The 20,171-nt window shown below is 71.2% G+C and carries 17 protein-coding genes; 8 read left to right on the top strand and 9 right to left on the bottom strand.

The window, feature by feature from the left end:
• Window positions 1-2 precede the first annotated feature (2 nt).
• Genes ACIBCM_RS19120 through ACIBCM_RS19085 form a run of 8 tightly spaced genes read right to left on the bottom strand, consistent with a single transcriptional unit; the run spans window position 3 to window position 7,285 of the window.
• Window positions 3-2,015 carry an NADH-quinone oxidoreductase subunit L gene (locus ACIBCM_RS19120; protein ID WP_399244665.1) on the bottom strand — a complete coding sequence of 671 codons (2,013 nt, stop codon included), beginning with the start codon at window positions 2,013-2,015 and terminating at the stop codon, window positions 3-5.
• On the bottom strand, window positions 2,012-2,395 hold the full coding sequence (gene nuoK, locus ACIBCM_RS19115; RefSeq protein ID WP_399244663.1) for an NADH-quinone oxidoreductase subunit NuoK: 384 nt from the start codon (window positions 2,393-2,395) through the stop codon (window positions 2,012-2,014). Before nuoK ends, ACIBCM_RS19120 begins: the two co-directional genes overlap by 4 nt.
• A complete protein-coding gene (locus tag ACIBCM_RS19110) occupies window positions 2,395-2,976 on the bottom strand; it encodes an NADH-quinone oxidoreductase subunit J (protein WP_399244661.1) in 582 nt (193 codons plus the stop codon). Before ACIBCM_RS19110 ends, nuoK begins: the two co-directional genes overlap by 1 nt.
• Window positions 2,973-3,653: a NuoI/complex I 23 kDa subunit family protein gene (locus ACIBCM_RS19105; protein WP_399244659.1), complete on the bottom strand. Its 681-nt coding sequence runs from the start codon at window positions 3,651-3,653 to the stop codon at window positions 2,973-2,975. Before ACIBCM_RS19105 ends, ACIBCM_RS19110 begins: the two co-directional genes overlap by 4 nt.
• Window positions 3,653-4,618 (bottom strand): NADH-quinone oxidoreductase subunit H, encoded by a 966-nt coding sequence (locus ACIBCM_RS19100; RefSeq protein WP_399244657.1) that lies wholly within the window; start codon window positions 4,616-4,618, stop codon window positions 3,653-3,655. Before ACIBCM_RS19100 ends, ACIBCM_RS19105 begins: the two co-directional genes overlap by 1 nt.
• Window positions 4,615-6,288 carry an NADH-quinone oxidoreductase subunit C gene (locus tag ACIBCM_RS19095; protein ID WP_399244655.1) on the bottom strand — a complete coding sequence of 558 codons (1,674 nt, stop codon included), beginning with the start codon at window positions 6,286-6,288 and terminating at the stop codon, window positions 4,615-4,617. The genes ACIBCM_RS19100 and ACIBCM_RS19095 overlap by 4 nt, the downstream gene beginning before the upstream one ends.
• Entirely contained in the window at window positions 6,285-6,893 is a 609-nt protein-coding gene (locus ACIBCM_RS19090; RefSeq protein ID WP_399244653.1) for an NADH-quinone oxidoreductase subunit B, read from the bottom strand. The genes ACIBCM_RS19095 and ACIBCM_RS19090 overlap by 4 nt, the downstream gene beginning before the upstream one ends.
• On the bottom strand, window positions 6,884-7,285 hold the full coding sequence (locus ACIBCM_RS19085) for an NADH-quinone oxidoreductase subunit A (RefSeq protein WP_399244651.1): 402 nt from the start codon (window positions 7,283-7,285) through the stop codon (window positions 6,884-6,886). Before ACIBCM_RS19085 ends, ACIBCM_RS19090 begins: the two co-directional genes overlap by 10 nt.
• Window positions 7,286-7,555: 270 nt before the next feature.
• On the opposite strand from ACIBCM_RS19085, the gene ACIBCM_RS19080 reads away from it, so the two are divergent.
• From ACIBCM_RS19080 to ACIBCM_RS19045, 8 genes are all read left to right on the top strand, one after another.
• The gene (locus ACIBCM_RS19080) at window positions 7,556-8,833 is read left to right on the top strand and encodes a sensor histidine kinase (protein ID WP_399244649.1); all 1,278 of its coding nucleotides are present in this window, start codon (window positions 7,556-7,558) and stop codon (window positions 8,831-8,833) included.
• Window positions 8,834-9,171: 338 nt separating this feature from the next.
• Window positions 9,172-10,536 (top strand): sensor histidine kinase, encoded by a 1,365-nt coding sequence (locus ACIBCM_RS19075; protein ID WP_399244899.1) that lies wholly within the window; start codon window positions 9,172-9,174, stop codon window positions 10,534-10,536.
• A gap of 490 nt (window positions 10,537-11,026) precedes the next feature.
• Window positions 11,027-11,698, top strand: coding sequence for a LuxR C-terminal-related transcriptional regulator (locus tag ACIBCM_RS19070; RefSeq protein ID WP_399244648.1), 672 nt, complete (start codon window positions 11,027-11,029; stop codon window positions 11,696-11,698).
• A gap of 307 nt (window positions 11,699-12,005) precedes the next feature.
• Window positions 12,006-13,976, top strand: a complete 1,971-nt coding sequence (locus ACIBCM_RS19065; RefSeq protein WP_399244646.1) for a 2-oxoacid:acceptor oxidoreductase subunit alpha — start codon at window positions 12,006-12,008, stop codon at window positions 13,974-13,976.
• The gene (locus ACIBCM_RS19060) at window positions 13,969-15,030 is read left to right on the top strand and encodes a 2-oxoacid:ferredoxin oxidoreductase subunit beta (protein ID WP_399244644.1); all 1,062 of its coding nucleotides are present in this window, start codon (window positions 13,969-13,971) and stop codon (window positions 15,028-15,030) included. Before ACIBCM_RS19065 ends, ACIBCM_RS19060 begins: the two co-directional genes overlap by 8 nt.
• Before the next feature lie 887 nt (window positions 15,031-15,917).
• Complete coding sequence (locus tag ACIBCM_RS19055) at window positions 15,918-16,298, top strand: ArsR/SmtB family transcription factor (RefSeq protein WP_399244642.1); 381 nt, start codon at window positions 15,918-15,920, stop codon at window positions 16,296-16,298.
• Window positions 16,299-16,315: 17 nt separating this feature from the next.
• Complete coding sequence (locus tag ACIBCM_RS19050; RefSeq protein WP_399244640.1) at window positions 16,316-16,813, top strand: SRPBCC domain-containing protein; 498 nt, start codon at window positions 16,316-16,318, stop codon at window positions 16,811-16,813.
• On the top strand, window positions 16,810-17,409 hold the full coding sequence (locus ACIBCM_RS19045) for a dihydrofolate reductase family protein (protein WP_399244638.1): 600 nt from the start codon (window positions 16,810-16,812) through the stop codon (window positions 17,407-17,409). Before ACIBCM_RS19050 ends, ACIBCM_RS19045 begins: the two co-directional genes overlap by 4 nt.
• Window positions 17,410-17,534: 125 nt before the next feature.
• Here ACIBCM_RS19045 and ACIBCM_RS19040 read toward each other — a convergent pair whose 3' ends face one another.
• Window positions 17,535-19,886 (bottom strand): ABC transporter substrate-binding protein, encoded by a 2,352-nt coding sequence (locus ACIBCM_RS19040; protein ID WP_399244636.1) that lies wholly within the window; start codon window positions 19,884-19,886, stop codon window positions 17,535-17,537.
• Window positions 19,887-20,171: the final 285 nt, after the last annotated feature.

The following is a 20,171-nucleotide window of genomic DNA, read 5'->3' as shown; positions in this document are numbered from 1 at the left end:
GCTCACGATCCCGCGTTGACGTTGGACAGGACGACGGCGGCGATCGCCAGGACGGCCGTGCCCGCCAGCAGCGCGCCGACGTAGGTCTGCACATTGCCGGTCTGGGCCCGCCGGACCAGCAGGCCGAGCCAGTTGCTGCCGGTGGCGGCGCCGCGTACGTAGGTGTCGACGACCTCTCGGTCGAGGAAGCGGACCAGACCGGCACCGGCCTGGACGGGGCGGACGAACAGCACGTGGTAGACGGCATCGAGATGGAAGCCGACAGCGGCGTGACGGTGCAGCGGGCCGAGCAGCATCCGGCCGGGGTCGGCGGGGTCGCAGGCCGCCGCGATGCTGCCGTAGACGGGGGTGTGGGCGGTGATGGCGTCCGCCTCGATGACCGACGGTGCCGCGTCCGGGTGGGGGGTGACGGCCCCGGCGGGAGTGCCGGCCGCCGCGAGGGCGCCACGGGCGAGGAGTGAGCGCCAGGCCGCGTAGGTGAGCAGCCCGCCGACGACGGCGATGCCGGTGCCGAGGACAGCGGTGGTCAGGGTGGGGGCGAGGCCGTGGCCGTCGAACCAACCGTCGAAGTAGCCGTAGGTGAGTCCGAAACCGAAGGAGGGGACGGCGAGCAGCCACAGTACGGAAGTCATGGCGAGGGGCTCACGGCCGTGGTCCGGGGCTTCGGCGCCCCGGCCGCGGAAGGCCAGCAGCCACAGACGTGTCGCATACGCGGCGGTGAGGAAGGCGGTCAGCAGGCCGGCGACAAGCACCGTCCAGCCCGCGGCGCCGGGGGCGACGTCGGACTCGCCCAGGGCGGTGTGTTCGGCGGCGACGAGGACGGCTTCCTTGGAGAAGAAGCCGGCGAACGGCGGGATCGCGGCCAGCGCCAACAGGGCCACGGTCATCGTCCAGTAGGCGTCGGGGACCCGCTTGGGCAGGTCGCTCATCCGGGACATGGCGGCCAGTGAGTTGGTGCCGGCGGCGTGGATGATCACGCCTGCGGCGAGGAAGAGCAGCGCTTTGAACGCTCCGTGCGCAAGGAGGTGGAAGACGGCGGCTCCTCGGTCACCGACCGCCAGGGCACCCGCCATATAGCCGAGCTGGCCGATGGTCGAGTAGGCGAGGACCCGTTTGATGTCGTCCTGGGCGAGTGCGGCGAGCCCCGAGCCGACCATGGTGAAGGCGGCCATCACGGCGAGGACGGTGAGGGCGGCCGCGGAGGCGGCGAACAGCGGAAGGAGCCGGGCCACGAAATAGATACCGGCCGCGACCATAGTGGCGGCGTGGATCAGCGCGGAGACGGGAGTGGGGCCCGCCATCGCGTCGGGCAGCCAGGTGTGCAGCGGGAACTGCGCCGACTTGCCCGCCACTCCGGCGAGAAGCAGCAGCGCCACCAGGGTGGGGTGATCGATTCCGCCCGCGGCGACGGAGCCGAGGACTCCGGTGATCTGGAAGGTGCCGGCGTCGGTGGCGAGCGCGAACAGACCGATCAGAAAGGGGACATCGCCGAGCTTGGTGACCAGGAACGCCTTGAGGGAGGCGGCACGTGCCTCGGGAGTCTCCCAGTAGTGGCCGACCAGGAAGTACGAGCAGATGCCCATGATCTCCCAGCCGACCAGCAGCACGATCAGGTCGCCGGAGTAGACGACGAGCAGCATCGCGGAGGTGAAGAGGGAGACGAGCGCCGCGTACGAGGGGTAGCGGGGGTCGTCGCGCAGATAGGCCGTCGAGTAGATCTGCACGCACGACGCGACGACGGCGACCAGGACGGCGACGAGGACGGCGAAGCCGTCGAGGTACAGGGCGAGGTCGATGGGGACCGAGCCGGTCGGGGTGAGCCGGGTGGCGGCGTCGATCGCCTCGCCGCCGCCCTGGCGTACGGCGACGACGACCGCGAGGACGGCCGAGGTCAGGGTCGGCAGAACGGCCAGCGGCCGTACGAAACCGGGGGCGGTGCGGCCGAGGAGGAGACCTGCGGCCGCACCCAGGAACGGAAGGAGGGGTACGAGAACGGCCAGGGTGGTGGTGGTCACGCGGTGGCCTCGGCCTTCTGCGTCGCCGGGGAGGTCGTGCCGGTGACGGCGGTCTCGTCGTCATCGCCTTCAGGACCCTCAGCGGTGTCACGGAGGCGGTCGATGTCGGACAGTCCGCGGTTGCGGTAGACCATCAGCACGATCGCCAGGCCGATGCCGATCTCGGCGGCCGCGATGGCGATGGTGAAGAGGGTGAGCGCCTGGCCGGAGTGCAGTGCGTCGCGCAGCCAGACGTCGAAGGCGACGAGGTTGAGGTTGACCGCGTTGAGCATCAGCTCGACGGACATCAGGACCAGGATCGCGTTGCGCCGGGCGAGTACGCCGTAGACGCCGACGCAGAAGAGGAGGACGGCGAGCACAGCGGGATAGGCGAGATGCATCAGCTCTTCCCCTCACGGTCCGGCTCGGGCTCCGCACCGGTGGTCCCGGCGCGTCTGCGGGACAGGACGATCGCGCCGACGAGTGCGGCGAGGAGCAGGACGGAGAGGGCCTCGAAGGGCAGTACCCAGTGCCGGAAGAGGATCGCGCCGACCGTCCCGGTGGAGCCCTGGGCGGGTCCGTCCAGATCGATCCAGGTGGTGCGGAAGGCGTCCACGACCACCCAGACCAGAGCGGCCGCGGCGGCGACGGCCACCGCCAGGGCCACGGGCCGGTTGCCGGAATCGGCGTCCGGCGAGCGGCCGATGGGCGCCTTGGTGAGCATCAGCCCGAAGAGAAGGAGGACGACCACGGAACCGACGTAGATCAGGACCTGTACCCAGGCGATGAACTCGGCCGTGAGCAGCAGGTACTCGACGGCGAGACCGCCGAGCGCCACGACCAGCCAGAGGGCGGCGTGCACCAGCTGCTTGGTGGTGACGGTCATGACGGCCGCGCCGAGGGTGACGAGGCCGACGAGGAGGAAGGCGATCTCGACGCCGGTCGGCGAGAGAAAGCTCTGGGTCGCGGCGGCGAACGTCATGCCGGACCTCCCTCACCGGCGGGAGGGGCGGCGGGACCGGTCCCACTGTCCGGAGCGGCCGTACCGCCGGACCCGGGAGCCCCGGACCCGGGCGCGCCGGGCCCTGAGGTGCCGGGCTCTTGGGGCTCCTGGGGCTCCTGGGGTGGGGGTGCCTGGGCGGCGGCGAGCTTGTCGGCCGCCTTACGGGCGGCCGTGAGCTCCTTCGGCTCCTCGGCCCCCGGGTCGAGGGCGGGCGGCGCGGGGACCGTCCACATCCACTCGCGGAGTTTGTCGCGCTCGTGGGTGAGTTCGCGGATGTCCGTCTCCGCGTACTCGAACTCCGGGGACCAGAAAAGCGCGTCGAAAGGACAGACCTCGATACAGATACCGCAGTACATACAGAGCGCGAAGTCGATGGCGAACCGGTCGAGGACATTGCGGCTGCGCTCCCGGCCGCCGGGAGCCGCCGCCGGGATCGTCTCCTTGTGGGAGTCGATGTAGATGCACCAGTCGGGGCACTCACGGGCGCAGAGCATGCAGACCGTGCAGTTCTCCTCGAACAGGCCGATCACACCGCGGGTGCGGGGCGGAAGGTCGGGCTGGGTGTCCGGGTACTGCGCCGTGACGGACTTCCTCGTCATCGTACGGAGAGTGACGGCCAGGCCCTTGGCCAGGCCGGAGCCGGGGATCGGGGGCATCAGATCATCACCTTCACAACGCCCGTGAGGGCGATCTGGGCGAGGGCGAGCGGGACGAGGGTGGTCCAGGCGAGCCGCTGGAGCTGGTCCTCACGCATCCGGGGATAGCTCACGCGCAGCCAGATGACGATGAAGGCGAGCACGGCCGTCTTGAGCAGGGTCCAGACCCAGCCCAGACCGTCCGCGCCCATGGGGCCGTGCCAGCCGCCGAGGAAGAGGACGGTGGTCAGACCGCACAGAACGACGATGCCCGCGTACTCGGCGAGCAGGAACAGGGCGAATCGCAGACCGGTGTACTCGGTGTACGCACCGAAAATGATCTCGGAGTCGGCGACCGGCATGTCGAAGGGCGGACGCTGGAGTTCGGCGAGGCCGGCCACGAAGAAGACGAGGGCGCCCACGATCTGCCAGGGCAGCCACCACCACTCGAAGGCGTCCAGGATGCCGGGCAGCGAGACCGTGCCCGCCGCCATGGCGACGGATGCGGCGGTGAGCAGCATCGGCAGCTCGTACGCCAGCAGCTGCGCGGCCGTACGGAGGCCGCCGAGAAGGGAGAACTTGTTGGCCGACGCCCAGCCCGCCATCAGCGAGCCGAGCACACCGACGCCCATGACGGCCATCACGAAGAAGATGCCCGCGTCGACGACCTGGCCGACCGCGCCCTCGCCGGGGCCGATCGGGATCACGAGCAGGACCAGCAGATACGGCAGAAGCGCGACGGCGGGCGCGAGCTGGAAGACGCGCCGGTCGGCGCCTGCCGGGACGACGTCCTCCTTCTGCGCGAACTTCACACCGTCGGCGACGAGCTGGGCCCAGCCGTGGAAGCCGCCCGCGTACATGGGGCCGAGGCGGCCCTGCATATGGGCCATGACCTTGTGCTCGGTCTGCCCGATGACCAGTGGGAAGACCAGGAACACACCGAAGACGACGAGCAGCCGGAAGGCGACGTCGAGAGCGTCGTTCACGCGGGTTCGCCTCCAGTGGTGTCGCCGTCGGGATCGCCGCCCGGGGAGCTGGATCCGTCGGCGGACCGAGGCCGGGACCCGGGACCCGGCTCACCTTCGGCCCGGTGCGGGGCGGGCGGAGGTGCCTGCGGCCGGGATCCGGGCTGGGGCTCGGGGGCAGGCTCGCCCCCCGGCTCGGGACCGGCCCCGGGCTCAGGCTGAGGCTCGGAAGCAGGCTCGTCCCTGGGTTCGGGCTGAGCTCCGGACTCGGTGGCGGATTCGGCGCCGGGCTCCCGTGCGGGACCGGACTCGGTGGCTGATCCCGCGCCTGACTCGGGACCGGCCTTGGGCTGAGGCTCGGTCTCGGTCTCGGGCTCAACCCCGGGCTCAGGCTGAGGCTCGGGGGCGGGCTCGCCCCCGGATTCAGGCCCGGATTTGGCCCCGGATTCGGCCGCGGGCTCGGGCTCGGCCCCGGACTGAGCCGTGTCGGGCTGGTCGCCGTACGCGGGGCGGGCGTGGTGCCAGGGGGCGTCGCTTCCCCGAGAGCGTGCCGGTCCGGGGGCCGGGGATTCCGGCGCGGGCGCGGCAGGCGGTGGTGGCGGTGTCGCCGTGTCCGGAGGCGGCGTGCTCTGCGTCTGGCTCGCCGAGCCCTGGCTCGCGCTGCGGGTACGACGCGGACCGGCCCCGGTCCGGGGTGCGGCCGGGCCACCGGCTGCCTCCGGGGATGCCGGAGCCGCCGCCTGGCTCGCCGAGCCCTCGCCCGCGGTGCGCGTCCGGCGGGGCGGAGTCGTCCCGGTGGCCTGACTCGCCGAACCCTCGCTCGCGCTGCGGGTACGGCGGGCCGGGCGGTCGCCGGCCGTCCCGGTGGCGCCCGTCGTGCGGGCGGTACGGGCCGCGCGGGCCGGGGCAGGGGGGAGCTGACCCTTGAGGGGGCCCCACTCGTTCGGGTCGGGGACGCCCGGCGGGAGCATCTGGCGGCGCTTCGGGCCACCGTGCTCGGACTCCCCCGGCTCCTTCGCGCCGGGCCACGCCTTCACGACCCGCGCCGCCAGGACGAAGTCCTTACGCAGCGGGTGGCCCTCAAAGGAGTCGGGCAGCAGCAGTGGTACGAGGTGCGGATGGCCGGTGAAGGAGACGCCGAACATCTCGTACGTCTCCCGCTCGTGCCAGCCCGCGCCCGCGTAGACCGAAACGGCGGACGGCAGTACGGGAGCGTCGTGCGGCACGGTCGTACGAAGCAGCAGCCGGCGGACCCGGCCACCTCCGCCACCGCCCGAGGCCCCGCCCCGGTCCCGGCTTCCGCTCCCGCTGCCGACCGCGAGCCCGCCCTCACCCTCAGGGCTCTCAGAAGCCGCGGAAGTCTCAGAACCCACAGGAGAACCAGGAGAACGCACAGAAATCCCTGGCCTCCCAGGACGCCCAGGGCTCCCAGAACCTTCGGGACCCTCGGACTCGCCCTTCCGCGGCAGCGACGCGAGATGGGCGCAGACCCGGAATCCGGTGCCGGGCTCGTCGACGGCGCTCAGCCAGTCGAAATAGGTGCAGCCCAGGCGGTCGCGCGCGGTCTCCAGGGCGGTGATCCACGAGCCGGGCGGAACATCGACCGTGAGCAGGTCATAGGCGTACTCGGCGGTGGCCTCCGGGCCGAAGACCTCGGTGACCGAGTCCGGGAGGCTGTCGTAGACGGTCACCGCTCACCGTCCCGGGAGGGGGCCGGCGGCGGGGTGACCAGCCCGCTGCGCAGCTCGGCGGCGGACGGCGGCCCGGATCCGTACCGCTCCCCGAGCGATTCGCGGGCGATCTTCTCCTGGAGCTTGAGAATCCCCTGGAGCAGCGCCTCGGGGCGCGGCGGGCAGCCGGGTACGTACACATCGACGGGGATGATCTGGTCGACGCCCTTGGTGACGGAGTACGAGTCCCAGTACGGGCCGCCGCAGTTGGAACAGGCGCCGAAGGAGATGACGTACTTGGGCTCGGGCATCTGCTCGTACAGACGCTTGACCGCGGGCGCCATCTTGTCGGTGACGGTGCCCGAGACAACCATCAGGTCCGCCTGGCGCGGGCCAGGCGCGAACGGGATCACGCCGAGCCGGATGAAGTCGTGGCGCGCCATGGAGGCGGCGATGAACTCGATGGCGCAGCAGGCGAGCCCGAAGTTGAAGACCCAGAGGCTGTAGCGGCGGCCCCAGTTGAGGACCACCTTCATCGGCTCGGGGGCGAGCCGGGAGAGAACCCCCAGCCGTTTCGGCTCCGGCAGCGGCACCGGGGCCGAGACCTGGGGTGGGGTCACGTCCATGTCAGGACGCCCTTCTTCCATGCGTAGAGCAGTCCCACGGCCAGAAAGCCGAGGAAGATGAACATCTCCACGAGCGTCGTCGCCCCGTATCCCGCGGCGGCGAAGACCGTGGCCCAGGGGAAGAGGAAGATCGAGTCGACGGCGAAGATCACGTACAGGAACGCATAGACGTAGTAGCGGACCTGGGTGTGCGCCCAGCCCTCGCCGACGGGGTCCACACCGCATTCGTACGTCAGCAGCTTCTCGGGCGTGGGCACCACCGGCCGCAGCAGCCGCCCCGCGCCGAAGGCCACGGCGACGAAGAGCGCGCCGATCAGCGCGAGCAGTCCGACGACCGAATAACTTGCGAAGTAGTCGGCCGCGAGTACGGCGACGGTCGGCTGTTCCGGCATGTCCGCCCCTCGCTCCCTGGGACCCTGCTGGCAATCCCGATGTGCTCGATGTTCCCGACGATCGCGTCGGCCAGGACGGTCGCGTCGGCCTGAACGGGGTCGTCGACCCTGTCATACCCGGCAGAACCCGTGTTCTGCACGCACGGGAGTCTAGGCCCTGCTAAAGGGGCCGTAAGCAGTCGCGTCCCGACCGGGGTGGGGTTATCCCCACCCCGGGCCTCCTGTGTAGCCCCATGGCGCCCGGCGCCGGAGCCGTGCAGGCTGGCACGTATGACCGTGAGCAACACCGCATCCGATGCCGTCCGGGGAGCCGACACCGGGCTTCCGGGTGTACCGCACCCCGACGCGCCACCGCCGGCACGTTTCGCCGTGGACGCCCACGCGTGGAAGGAGATCGCGCATCTCCTCGCCAATCTTCCGGTGGCGGTTTTCGGATTTGTTTACGTGGTGTTCACGATCAGCCTGGGCGTGGGCATGTCGGTCACCGTGGTCGGTCTGCCAATCCTGGCTCTTTCGCTGTCCGGGGCGCGGACGCTCGGACGTCTGGAACGCGGGAGGGCCCGGGCACTGCTCGGGGTCCGCGTGGACGAGCCCAGCCCGCTGAGGGCCGCGCGGCGGGAGGACGGGCTTTTCTCCTGGCTGTGGACGAGCCTGAAGGATCCGGTCGGGTGGCGGACGGTTCTCTACTGCTTCATCCGGCTGCCCTGGGGGATCGTGACCTTCACGGTGACGGTGGTCGGCCTGTTCGTTCTGTGGCCGGTGCTCGCGTTCGTCGTACGAGGGCTGACGAACGTCGACCGCGCCCTGGTCCGTGGGCTGCTCTCGCCCTCCGACGAGCTGGAACGTCGCATCGCCGAGCTGGAGTCGGACCGCGGGGTCGTCGTGGACACGGCGGCGGCCGACCTCCGCCGGATCGAGCGCGATCTCCACGACGGCGCCCAGGCCCGGCTCGTCGCCCTCGCCATGGGGCTCGGCCTCGCGAAGGAGAAGCTGCTGGAGGACCCCGATGCGGCAGCGGCCATGGTCGACGAGGCACACGGCGAGGTCAAACTCGCGCTCCAGGAGCTGCGTGACCTGGCCCGGGGCATCCACCCCGCCGTCCTCACCGACCGGGGACTCGACGCCGCGCTGTCCTCCATCGCCTCCCGCTGTACGGCTCCGGTGACGGTGTCCGTGGATCTGGCGGAACGGCCCGCGGAGGCCATCGAGGGCATCGCGTACTTCACCGTCTCCGAGCTGCTCCAGAACATCAGCAAGCACGCCCAGGCCCGACACGCCTCCGTGGAGGTGTGGCGCGTGAGCGACCGGCTGCTGATCCAGGTCACCGACGACGGCAAGGGCGGCGCGCGGCTGGACGGCGGTACGGGTATGGCCGGCCTGGCGGAGCGGCTGGGGGCGGTCGACGGTCTGTTCGTCCTCGATTCCCCGGTCGGCGGCCCGACGACGGTGACGGTGGAGGTTCCGTGGCGTCATCGCACCGGCGGCGGCGGACGGGCCGGGAGCAGGGAGGGCGATACGGTTCGCGGTGGCCACCACAAGCAGCTCTGACCTGGTGGTTCACCGGGTACGGACAAGGCTGCCGCGTACGGTACGGGGTGCCGGGACCCGCTGCCCTGGGGCAAGGCCCTACCGCACGGCCGCACCGGATAGTCGTACCGCACAGCCGCTACAGCCGCTACAGCCGCTACAGCCGCTACAGCCAGCCGTACCGCACAGCCGGTCATCCGGCCGCCGCGGGAGCCCGTCCCATGCGCGGCGGGTGGCATCCCCCGCGCATGGTGGGGAAAACCCCCGGTCAATGACGGGAACCGCCCTCATGGTGGAAGGGCCGCGCACACCGCACTCTGGAAGTCATGACAGCCCGCAGCGCAGAACGGACGACGCCGATGGCCACGGACTACCGACCGGACCGCATGGATCACGATCACCTGGACCGACTGGACCGGGCAGACCGGCGTGCTGAGCGGAACCACATCGTCCCCTCGGCCCTGCGCGCACCGTTCGAGGGCCGGACCTGGCGCGAGTTCTGGTACCTCATGCTGAATCTGCCGATCAGCGTGATCCTGTTCACCTTCGCCGTGGTCACCATCTCGCTCAGCGCGGGGCTGCTGGTCACATTCATAGGCGTTCCGGTCCTGGCCGCCGGGCTCGCCGGCTGCCGTGCCCTGGGTTCGCTGGAGCGCAGCCGGGCACGCGCGCTGCTGCGGCTCGACGTGGGCAACCCCGAGCCCCTGCGCGCCCGGACGAACGGGCTGATGTCCTGGATCGGTGCGGTCCTCAAGAGCGGTACGTCCTGGCGCCACCTGCTCTACGCGCTGCTGCACTTCCCGTGGGCGGTGACCGCGTTTGTGACGGTCCTCACGCTGTGGTCCATGGGCTGGTCGATGCTGCTGTATCCGCTGTGGCAGTGGACCTTCCCCGCCTTCATGGACGAGCCGGGCGCTCAGGTCTTCGGCGACGGCCAGGGGAACAATTTCTATCTCGACACACCCCTGGAGATCGCGGCCACCTCGGTGGGAGGTCTGGCGCTGGTGCTGTGCACCGCGTGGCTGATCAGGGGCTTCGCCTATGTGGACCGGGTGATGGTCACCGGTCTGCTCGGGCCGTCCGTCCTGGCCACGCGGGTGGTGGAGCTGGAGTCGGACCGCGGGGTCGTCGTGGACACGGCGGCGGCCGACCTGCGGCGAATAGAGCGTGATCTCCACGACGGCGCCCAGGCCCGGCTCGTCGCCCTCGCCATGGACCTTGGTCTCGCGAAGGAGAAACTGCTGGAGGACCCCGACGCGGCCGCGGCCATGGTCGACGAGGCACACGGCGAGGTCAAGATCGCCCTTCAGGAGCTGCGTGACCTGGCCCGGGGCATCCACCCCGCCGTCCTCACCGACCGGGGACTCGACGCGGCGCTGTCGTCCGTCGCCTCCCGCTGCACGGTTCCGGTGACCGTGGAGGTGGATCTGCCGTTCAGGCCGGCTCCCGCCATCGAGGGGATCGCGTACTTCACCGTCTCCGAGCTGCTCCAGAACGTCAGCAAGCACGCCCAGGCCCGTAAGGCGTCGGTGGACGTCTGGCGTACGGACAACCGGCTGATGCTCCAGGTCACCGATGACGGCAGGGGCGGCGCGGACATCACCTCGGGCAGCGGGCTCGCGGGACTCGCCGAGCGGCTGGGCGCGGTGGACGGGATCCTGGCGATCGACTCTCCGGTCGGCGGCCCGACCACGGTGACCGCGGAACTTCCCTGGCGCGGCTGAGCCGCGCGGCCCGGAAGGAGCCGCGCGGGACCGGCACCCGGACGGCCGCCCCAGGTCACCGCCCCCGACCACGCCCTCCGGCACCCAGGGATCCGGCGCCAGGGCTCCGGCAGCAGGGCTCCGGACCGCGCCGTCCCAGCCGACCCGTCCGTCAACCGACCGCCCGCCCCTCCTGCGCCACCACCCCGCCCGGCCACCCGGGCCGTTGTGCGCCGACTGTCCACGGACCGCAGTCCCCGAAAACATGGGCGGCTTCTGACCGCCGACGCCCCTCCCGCCCGCGTCACCGCCCGCGTACGCCCCTTTGTGCAAGCACCCGTCCCGCCTCGCGTACGCCCTGGTGACAACCCCGTATCCCGCATGACTCCGCAGGGTTATCCACAGGCTTTCCCAGTCCGATCCGAATGCTGGGATGCTGTATCGCACAAGGCCGGGATGGACGGACACCGCGTACCGGCACAGCGGATCAACGTGGGGAAACGGGGCAGTGGTGGGCGACAGGGTACGTGTGGTCATCGCCGAGGATTCGGTGCTGCTGAGAGAAGGGCTGACCCGGCTGCTGACCGACCGGGGACACGAGGTCGTGGCAGGGGTGGGCGACGGGGACGCCCTGGTCAAGACGGTCGGGGAGCTGGCCGAGCAGAACGAGCTGCCCGATGTGGTGGTCGCGGATGTGCGGATGCCCCCGACGCACACGGACGAGGGGGTACGGGCCGCGGTGCGGCTGCGCGGGGACCATCCGGGGATAGGGGTCCTGGTCCTGTCCCAGTATGTGGAGGAGCGGTACGCCACGGAGCTGCTGGCGGGCAGCAGCCGGGGGGTGGGCTATCTGCTCAAGGACCGGGTGGCCGAGGTCCGGGAGTTCGTGGACGCGGTGGTGCGGGTGGCCCAGGGGGGCACGGCGCTGGACCCCGAGGTGGTCGCCCAGCTGCTGGGGCGCAGCCGCAAGCAGGATGTCCTGGCGAAACTCACACCGCGCGAGCGGGAGGTCCTCGGCCTGATGGCGGAGGGGCGGACGAACTCGGCGATCGCCAAGCAGCTGGTGGTGAGCGACGGCGCCGTCGAGAAGCATGTGAGCAATATCTTCCTGAAACTCGGACTCTCTCCGAGTGACGGGGATCACCGGCGCGTACTGGCGGTACTGACCTACCTCAACTCATAGTTAGCTGACACTCTGTCAGATATGGAGCGGAGCTGCGGTTCCGGCAGCTGGATTCCCCCGGACACGGGAGATCCGGGGGGCGGACCGGGACCAGGGTCCTACAACCAAAGTACGAGCAGGGAGCGTCTTACCAAGAAGACCGCGGGGGGCGGGCAAACTATGCCATACCAGGACACAAGGTCGTCTCAAATTGACGTCCAGCATATGAGCGGTCCGGGGAAGGTCACCCTTACCCACGTAGGGTGGCACGGGGAACGGTCAGTGGGACGGCCGGCCCGAGCAGCCGCCTCAAGGGAGGTCCAGTTCAGTGACCAGCCAGGTCAGTAGCCCAGCCGACCACGCCGACGAGGCTGACGGGTCAGGCGACGCCCACGACGCGTCTGCCGGCGGGCCGCGCGAGCGTGCCCTCGGCGGAGGGCCCGCGCCGAAGGAAGTCCGCCGCGTCGACCGGGTCATCATCCGTTTCGCGGGTGACTCCGGTGACGGTATGCAGCTCACGGGCGACCGGTTCACCTCGGAGACGGCGTCATTCGGGAACGACCTCTCCACGCTGCCGAACTTCCCCGCCGAGATCCGCGCGCCCGCCGGCACCCTGCCCGGCGTCTCCAGCTTCCAGCTGCACTTCGCCGACCACGACATCCTCACCCCCGGCGACGCGCCGAACGTGCTGGTCGCCATGAATCCCGCCGCGCTCAAGGCGAATATCGCCGATGTGCCGCGCGGCGGCGAGATCATCGTCAATACGGACGAGTTCGCCAAGCGCGCGATGGCCAAGGTCGGCTACGACGTCTCCCCGCTGGAGGACGGCTCGCTGGACGCCTACCACGTCCACCCCGTACCGCTGACGACGCTGACCATCGAGGCGCTGAAGGAGTTCGGGCTCTCCCGCAAGGAGGCCGAGCGCTCGAAGAACATGTTCGCGCTGGGGCTGCTGAGCTGGATGTACCACCGGCCGACCGAGGGGACGGAGTCGTTCCTGCGGTCCAAGTTCGCCAAGAAGCCGCAGATCGCCGAGGCGAACATCGCGGCCTTCCGCGCCGGGTGGAATTTCGGCGAGACGACCGAGGACTTCGCCGTCTCCTACGAGGTCGCCCCCGCCAGTACGGCGTTCCCGACCGGGACCTACCGGAATATCTCCGGCAATCTCGCCCTGTCCTACGGGTTGATCGCCGCGAGCCGGCTGTCGGATCTGCCGCTGTATCTGGGCTCGTACCCCATCACCCCGGCCTCCGATATCCTCCATGAGCTGTCCAAGCACAAGAACTTCGGTGTGCGGACGTTCCAGGCCGAGGACGAGATCGCCGGGATCGGCGCGGCACTGGGCGCGGCCTTCGGCGGCGCGCTCGCCGTCACCACCACGTCCGGCCCGGGAGTGGCGCTCAAGTCGGAGACCATCGGGCTCGCGGTCTCCCTGGAGCTGCCGCTGCTCGTCGTGGACATCCAGCGCGGCGGCCCCTCCACCGGACTGCCGACCAAGACCGAGCAGGCGGATCTGCTCCAGGCGATGTACGGGCGCAACGGTGAGGCGCCCGTGCCCGTGGTCGCGCCCCGCACCCCGGCCGACTGCTTCGACGCGGCCATCGACGCGGCCCGGATCGCGCTCACGTACCGGACGCCGGTGTTCCTGCTCTCGGACGGTTATCTCGCCAATGGCTCCGAGCCGTGGCGGGTGCCCGATGTGGACCAGCTCCCGGATCTGCGGGTGCGGTTCGCGACCGGCCCGAACCATGAGCTGGCCGACGGCACCGAGGTGTTCTGGCCCTACAAGCGCGACCCGCAGACGCTGGCGCGCCCCTGGGCCGTGCCCGGCACCCCCGGTCTCGAACACCGCATCGGCGGCATCGAGAAGCAGGACGGCACCGGCAATATCTCGTACGACCCCGCCAACCACGACTTCATGGTCCGCACCCGTCAGGCCAAGATCGACGGTATCGAGGTCCCGGACATCGAGGTCGACGACCCGGACGGCGCGTCCACCCTGGTGCTGGGCTGGGGGTCGACCTATGGGCCGATCACCGCCGCCGTACGCAGACTGCGGGCGTCGGGGCAACCCATCGCCCAGGCCCATCTGCGCCACCTCAACCCGTTCCCGGCGAATCTCGGGGATGTGCTGGGGCGCTACGGCAAGGTAGTGGTCCCGGAGATGAACCTCGGCCAGCTCGCCACCCTGATCAGGGCGAGGTATCTGGTCGACGCGCACAGCTACAACCAGGTCAACGGCATGCCGTTCAAGGCCGAGCAGCTCGCCACGGCTCTCAAGGAGGCCATCGATGTCTGAGACTGTGCCGGGTCTGCTGTCCCTGGTGCCCAAGGCCGAGGCGAAGCAGTCCATGAAGGACTTCAAGTCCGACCAGGAGGTGCGCTGGTGCCCCGGCTGCGGTGACTACGCGATCCTCGCCGCCGTACAGGGCTTCATGCCCGAACTGGGCCTTGCGAAGGAGAACATCGTCTTCGTCTCCGGCATCGGCTGCTCGTCCCGCTTCCCGTACTACATGAACACCTACGGGATGCACTCCATCCACGGCCGTGCCCCCGCCATCGCCACCGGGCTCGCCTCCTCCCGGCGGGATCTGTCGGTCTGGGTGGTCACGGGTGACGGCGACGCGCTCTCCATCGGCGGCAACCACCTCATCCACGCCCTGCGACGGAACGTCAACCTGAAGATCCTGCTCTTCAACAACCGGATCTACGGCCTGACCAAGGGCCAGTACAGCCCGACCTCCGAGGTCGGGAAGATCACCAAGTCGACGCCGATGGGCTCGCTGGACGCGCCCTTCAACCCGGTGTCGCTCGCGATCGGCGCGGAGGCGTCGTTCGTGGCCCGTACGGTCGACTCGGACCGCAAGCACCTCACCTCGGTGCTCCGCGCGGCGGCCGACCACCAGGGCACGGCACTGGTGGAGATCTACCAGAACTGCAATATCTTCAACGACGGCGCGTTCGAGGTACTGAAGGACAAGCAGCAGGCCGAAGAGGCGGTCATCCGGCTGGAGCACGGGCAGCCGATCCGGTTCGGCACCGACGGCTCGAAGGGCGTCGTACGGAACCAGGCGACCGGTGATCTGGAGGTCGTCGCCGTGACCCCGGAGAACGAGTCGAGCATCCTCGTCCACGATGCCCACAGCGCCTCGCCGACCACGGCCTTCGCGCTCTCCCGGCTGGCCGACGCGGACACCCTGCACCACACACCCATCGGGGTGCTGCGCAGTGTGGAGCGTCCCGTGTACGACACACAGATGGCCGAGCAGCTGGACGCGGCCATCGAGCAGAACGGCAAGGGGGATCTGGCCGCGCTGCTCGCGGGCAACGACACCTGGACCGTTGTCGGCTGACGGGCGGTGAAGCGGCCTTCTTGCTGACGGCCGTCACAGCGGGCGCCTTCCGGTTACGGGCGGCGCCCGCACCTCTGTGCTAGTGCCTCGGCGCCGGCGCACCCTCCCGCACCCCTGCGCCCCGGCGCCCCGCCGCCCCGGCCTCCGCGTGGTGCCCGTACTTCTGCGCCCGCGCGTCTGCCACGCCTCTGCGCCGCGCGCCTCTCCCTCCTCCCTGTGCCTGCGTGGTGCCCGCGCCCCCTCCCTGTGCCCGCGCCTCGACGCCCTCCCGCACCCCTGCGACCCGGCCCCCGCGTGGTGCCCGCGCGCCCTCCCGCACCCCTGCGCGCCGCCCCCTCCCTACGCCCGCGTGATGCCCGTACCTCTGCGCCCGCGCTTCGGCGGCCCAGCAGGAGTACCTTCCGTCCCGTGGCGGTCGGGCCAGGGTCCCGCCCGTACCCCCGGAACACCTCCGCCGCACCGGACGTGCCCAACGGGGCCGGGCCGCCGTGCCCGATCTGACGCACTCCCGTCACAGGGCCGTCCCCACCGCCCATGAGCACCGGGCCGCTCCGGGCCGTTGACCCGCATGGCCCGTGCCGAACCGCCGCACGGTCCAAGCGGGCTGTCCGGACCCCGGGACACCGTCCCGGTCGGCGCGGTGCCCCACCCACCGCATCACCGACCCGTACCGGACGGTGCCACGCCGGACCGCCGCGCGGCCCGACCCACCGCACCGGCACCCGCGCCGGAGTGTCGTCGTGCTCGGACGGTCATCCGCATCGCGGTCCAGGGTGAGGACTTCTCGGTCGCGACCGGGCCGGCCGACTCCGTTCACTCTCCGCCTCCCTCGCCATTTCCAACATATTCCTTGACACGAATATTCTCTTTGAAGAATACTTGCCCACATGGACGCACTCCTCACCGCACTGGCCGACCCGGCGCGCTGGCGGCTCGTGAGCCTGCTGGCCGAGCGGCCTCGCCCGGTCGGTGTCCTCGCCCGGCTGGCCGGGGCACGCCAACCGCAGACGACCAAACATCTGCAGACCCTTGAGCGCGCCGGTGTCGTCACCTCGCAGCGCACCGGCCGACGCCGTATCTACGCGCTCCGGCCCGGCCCGCTGCGGGAACTGGCCGCCGCGCTCGGCCGGCTCGCCGACACCGCGGAGCACATCGGTGGCCCACGCGAGACCTACGACCGCTATGGGACCCACCTCCACGCGGAGCGGCTCGCCGCGGAGGAGCCGGGTGGGCCGACGGCCGCTCGTTCAGCTTCCGCCGGTCCCTGACGGGGCGCCCCGGCCTGGTGTGGCGCCATCTGACCGAGGCCCCCCTGCTCGCCCGCTGGTGGACGCCCGACGACCTCCGTGTCTCCGGACTCGTCTTCGAGGCGCAGGAAGGCGGGCGGATCGTCCTGGAGTACCGCGATGTCGAGGACGCCGACGGATCCGACCTGGTCGCCGGGTACGCGGAGGGAGTCGTCGACGAGGCACACCCCGGGGAGCGCCTTGCCTACCGGCTCTCCCCCCGGCTTCCCGACGGCGGCCTCGCCTTCACCGCCCATGTAGCGCTCGACCTGCGGACCACCGGGACCGGCACAGACCTCGACGCCCACTGGCGGATCACCGACAGCACCGTCGACTCCGCCGACTTCATCGCAGGCATCGAGATCGGCTTCGGCCAGAGCCTCGACAAGCTCGCGGCAACCCTCGCCGCGGACGCGCACAGCACCGACACCGAAACCGGCAGCAACACCGACACGAACACCGACAGCATCAGCAACGACGCAAGGAGCACGAAATGACCGACGTGACAGGCCGCAGGGTGACAGCGAACCTCAGCCTCTCCCTCGACGGGCGCTATCACGGTCCCGGCGGGCCCAGTGACTTCAGCATGTTCGCGCCGTATGTGACCTCCGAGGTCGCGCGGGACCAGCTCACCCGGATCTGGGAGGGCGCGACGACGGCACTGCTCGGCCGGATCAACGCCGAGGGATTCCTGGGGTACTGGACGCCGGTCGCCGAGGACGAGAACGCCGATCCGCGTGATCGCGGCTACGCCAAGTGGCTGGTGGACACGGAGAAGGTGGTCTTCTCGACCACCCTGGCCGAAGCGCCGTGGGACCGCGCCCGCGTGGTGAACGCCCCGGCCGCGGATGTCGTCACAGAACTCAAGAGCACCGGCGAGGGCGACATCCTCGCCAACAGCAGCCCGAGCGTCATCAAGGCGCTCCTCGCGGCAGACCTGGTGGACCGGCTGTATCTCATGATCTTCCCGGAGATCGCCGGAGGCGGTCAGAGGCTGTTCGAGGACGGCCTGCCGGCTTCGAAGTGGGCGCTCACCCACCAGGAGACCGGCGAACTGGGCGAGATCGCCATGGTCTACGACCGGGTCCGCTGAGCCGTACCGGGGTTCCGGGCCGCCGCGGACCGTGTCGTGCACGGGACGGCGCCCGGACCCCGTCCCGTGGACACCGGGGACTTCGAGGACATCAGGTCTTCCAAGACGTCAGGTCTTCGTGAACGTCAGGTCTTCGTGGACGTCACCGACTGGTACTGGCCGAGGAACCGGGGGCGCCCGCCCTCCATCCGGTGGAGGAACAGCCCCACGTTCAGCGTGAACTCCCCGGTGCTGGGCTGGAAGGAGATGGGCTTCGCGACCCCGGTGTAGGTCATCCCGCGCAGTCTGCGCACGAGCGCGCCCCTTGTGGCCCCGTCGTCGCCCAGGCCCTCGATCCCCTGGGCGACGAACAGGACGCTGTCGTACGCCTCCACCGCGTGCCGTTCGGCGCCCGGCAGCTTCCATCGCTCGCGGTAGGCCGCCAGGAACTCCTTCGCCCTGGCGCCGGGCATCCGTGCCGGATCGACGTATCCCGCGCCGAAGACCCAGCCCTCCGCCGAGGCACCCGCATCGGCGAGGAACTCCGGGCCCATGGCGGGTTCGGTGGCGCCCAGGAGACCCTTGTACCGCTGGTCGCGCAGGGCACGGGCGGTCAGCGCGGCCCGGGAGGGGGAGTTGCCCGCGTACACCAGACCGTCCGGTCGGACCGCCAGCGCGGCACGTACCGCTGAGGCGAAGTCGTCGCTGTCCGCCGCTACCGGGTGGGTGGTGACCTCACCCAGTTCGGACGGCCCGGAGTTCAGCAGTTTGACCAGGCTCCATGAGTAGGCGCCGCCCGCCTTGTCGTCCACGACGGCGACCCGTTCCGTCTTGCCGATGACGAAGTACCGGCTCACCGGGATGATCAACTGGTTCTCGCTGGGCCGCAGTTCGAAGTACGCACGCCGCCGGGACACCTCGTACTGGCCGGAGCCCACCGAGACGGACAGCACGGGCAGAGAGGCCGAGTCGTACGTCTCCATCACCGCGTGCGAGATCGCGGAGGTGGTGGGCCCGATGACCGCGAGGACGGACGGGTCGGCGATGAGGGTCTTGGCGAGTGTCACCGCCCGCTGGGGGGCGCCACCGTCGTCGAAGAAGGTGAGGACCAGGTTGAACGGGCGGTCGGGGCGGGCGTTGAAGGTCTCGGCCGCGAGCCGGGCACCTCGTTCCTGAGCCTTTCCGTCCGCCTTGTTCGGACCGCTCAGGTCGGTGGCGACGGCCACGACACGGCGCGGGCGGGGGCCGCCGGAACGTTGTGCTCCGTTGGACCCCGGTGAACCGCCGGAGGGGCGGTTGGCCAGCCAGGCGGCGACCCCGCCGGCCGCGGCCACTGCCCCCACCCCGCCCAGGGCCAGAAATCGGCGGCGGGACGGCGGGGCCGCCCGGGGGTCCGCCGGGGTCACGACCACGGTCGGGTCGGGCACGGGCAGTTCGAGAACGCGGGAGGAGCGTTCCGCGATCAGCGCAGGAAGCCCGTCCGGAAGCCAGTCGTCCGCGGGCTCGCCCCGTCGCGGTTCCCGCGGTCCGGCGTCCCGCGGTCCGGTGGGGCGCGGCCCCGTGTCACTCGGTCCGGCCTCGCCCGGTCCGGATCGGCGGGGGCCGGGTTCGAGCCGGGGGTCGGGGAGCCCTGGCCCGCCCGTTCCGGATACACCGGACCCCGCCCGGCCGGAGTCGCCGTCACCGCGCTGCGGCTCGGCGAGCGCGGCCCGTATCCCGTACGGCGACGGCCGGTCCGCCGGGGACTTGGCGAGGCAGGCCCGTACCGGTTCCAGCAGGCCGGGAGGTACGCCGACGAGGTCGGGTTCCTCGTGGACCGTACGGTAGAGGACCGCGGCCGGTGTCCCCGTACCGAAGGGCCTGCGTCCGGTCGCGGCGTAGGCGAGGACACAGCCGAGGGAGAAGACATCGCTGGCCGGGCCGACCTCACCGGATCCGGCCGCCCGCGCCTGTTCCGGGGCGAGAAAGCCGGGCGACCCGATCACGGCGTCGCTGGCGGTGAGGGCGGTGGCTCCCGTCGCGCGGGCGATGCCGAAGTCGATCAGGCGGGGGCCGTCGAGCGCCAGCAGCACATTGCCGGGCTTGACGTCCCGGTGGACCAGGCCCTCCGCGTGCGCACCGGCCAGGGCCTCCGCGAGACGGGAGCCCAGTGCGCGGACCGTGCGCTCGGGCAGCGGTCCATGGGCGGCGACGGCCTCCGACAGCGAGGGCCCCGGCACATACTCGGTGGCCAGCCATGGTTCGCGCGCCTCCGCGTCCGCGCCCACGACCCGTACCACCCAGGGACCGCTGATCCGCCGGGCGATCTGCGCCTCGCGCCGGAAACGCGCTCGGAAGCGGGGGTCGGCGGCATGCTCCGCCCGGATCACCTTGACCGCGGCGAGGGCGCCGCGCTCGGAGCGGGCGAGATACACCACGCCCATGCCGCCCGCGCCGAGCCGGCGGACCAGCCGGTATCCGCCGACGGACGAGGGGTCGCCGGGCCTCAGCGGCTGCACGGTTCAGCCGCCCGGGGGGCCTGCCCGCCTTGCCTGACTTGCCCGACTTGAGATCCCCGTGCGCCGGGGCGGGGACCCCGCGTTCGAGGGCGGGGGCCCCGCGCTCCCGGCCCCGGCTTCGCGTTCCCGCACCGGAGTTCCCGCGCTCCCGGCCCCGACTTCGCCTCTCCGTACGGAGGTTTCCGTTCTCCCCGCCCCGGCTTCGCCTCCCCGCGCCGGGGTCCCCGCTCCCCCGGCCGAGGGCCCCCCACACGGGGGCGGTGGCCCGGCAGGTGCGCCGCAGAT

It is taken from the genome of Streptomyces sp. NPDC051018, assembly GCF_044456085.1.
Classification (GTDB): domain Bacteria; phylum Actinomycetota; class Actinomycetes; order Streptomycetales; family Streptomycetaceae; genus Streptomyces.
Note: the sequence above shows the minus strand (reverse complement) of the source record. Positions and strands in the feature narration are given on the sequence as shown.

Excerpts from the sequence above, each read along its gene's own strand:
- nuoK (WP_399244663.1), bottom strand. The coding sequence starts at position 2,395 with ATGCATCTCGCCTATCCCGCTGTGCTCGCCGTCCTCCTCTTCTGCGTC.
- ACIBCM_RS19110 (WP_399244661.1), bottom strand. The coding sequence starts at position 2,976 with ATGACGTTCGCCGCCGCGACCCAGAGCTTTCTCTCGCCGACCGGCGTC.
- ACIBCM_RS19105 (WP_399244659.1), bottom strand. The coding sequence starts at position 3,653 with ATGCCCCCGATCCCCGGCTCCGGCCTGGCCAAGGGCCTGGCCGTCACT.
- ACIBCM_RS19090 (WP_399244653.1), bottom strand. The coding sequence starts at position 6,893 with ATGGACGTGACCCCACCCCAGGTCTCGGCCCCGGTGCCGCTGCCGGAG.
- ACIBCM_RS19085 (WP_399244651.1), bottom strand. The coding sequence starts at position 7,285 with ATGCCGGAACAGCCGACCGTCGCCGTACTCGCGGCCGACTACTTCGCA.
- ACIBCM_RS19080 (WP_399244649.1), top strand. The coding sequence starts at position 7,556 with ATGACCGTGAGCAACACCGCATCCGATGCCGTCCGGGGAGCCGACACC.
- ACIBCM_RS19075 (WP_399244899.1), top strand. The coding sequence starts at position 9,172 with ATGGCCACGGACTACCGACCGGACCGCATGGATCACGATCACCTGGAC.
- ACIBCM_RS19060 (WP_399244644.1), top strand. The coding sequence starts at position 13,969 with ATGTCTGAGACTGTGCCGGGTCTGCTGTCCCTGGTGCCCAAGGCCGAG.
- ACIBCM_RS19055 (WP_399244642.1), top strand. The coding sequence starts at position 15,918 with ATGGACGCACTCCTCACCGCACTGGCCGACCCGGCGCGCTGGCGGCTC.
- ACIBCM_RS19045 (WP_399244638.1), top strand. The coding sequence starts at position 16,810 with ATGACCGACGTGACAGGCCGCAGGGTGACAGCGAACCTCAGCCTCTCC.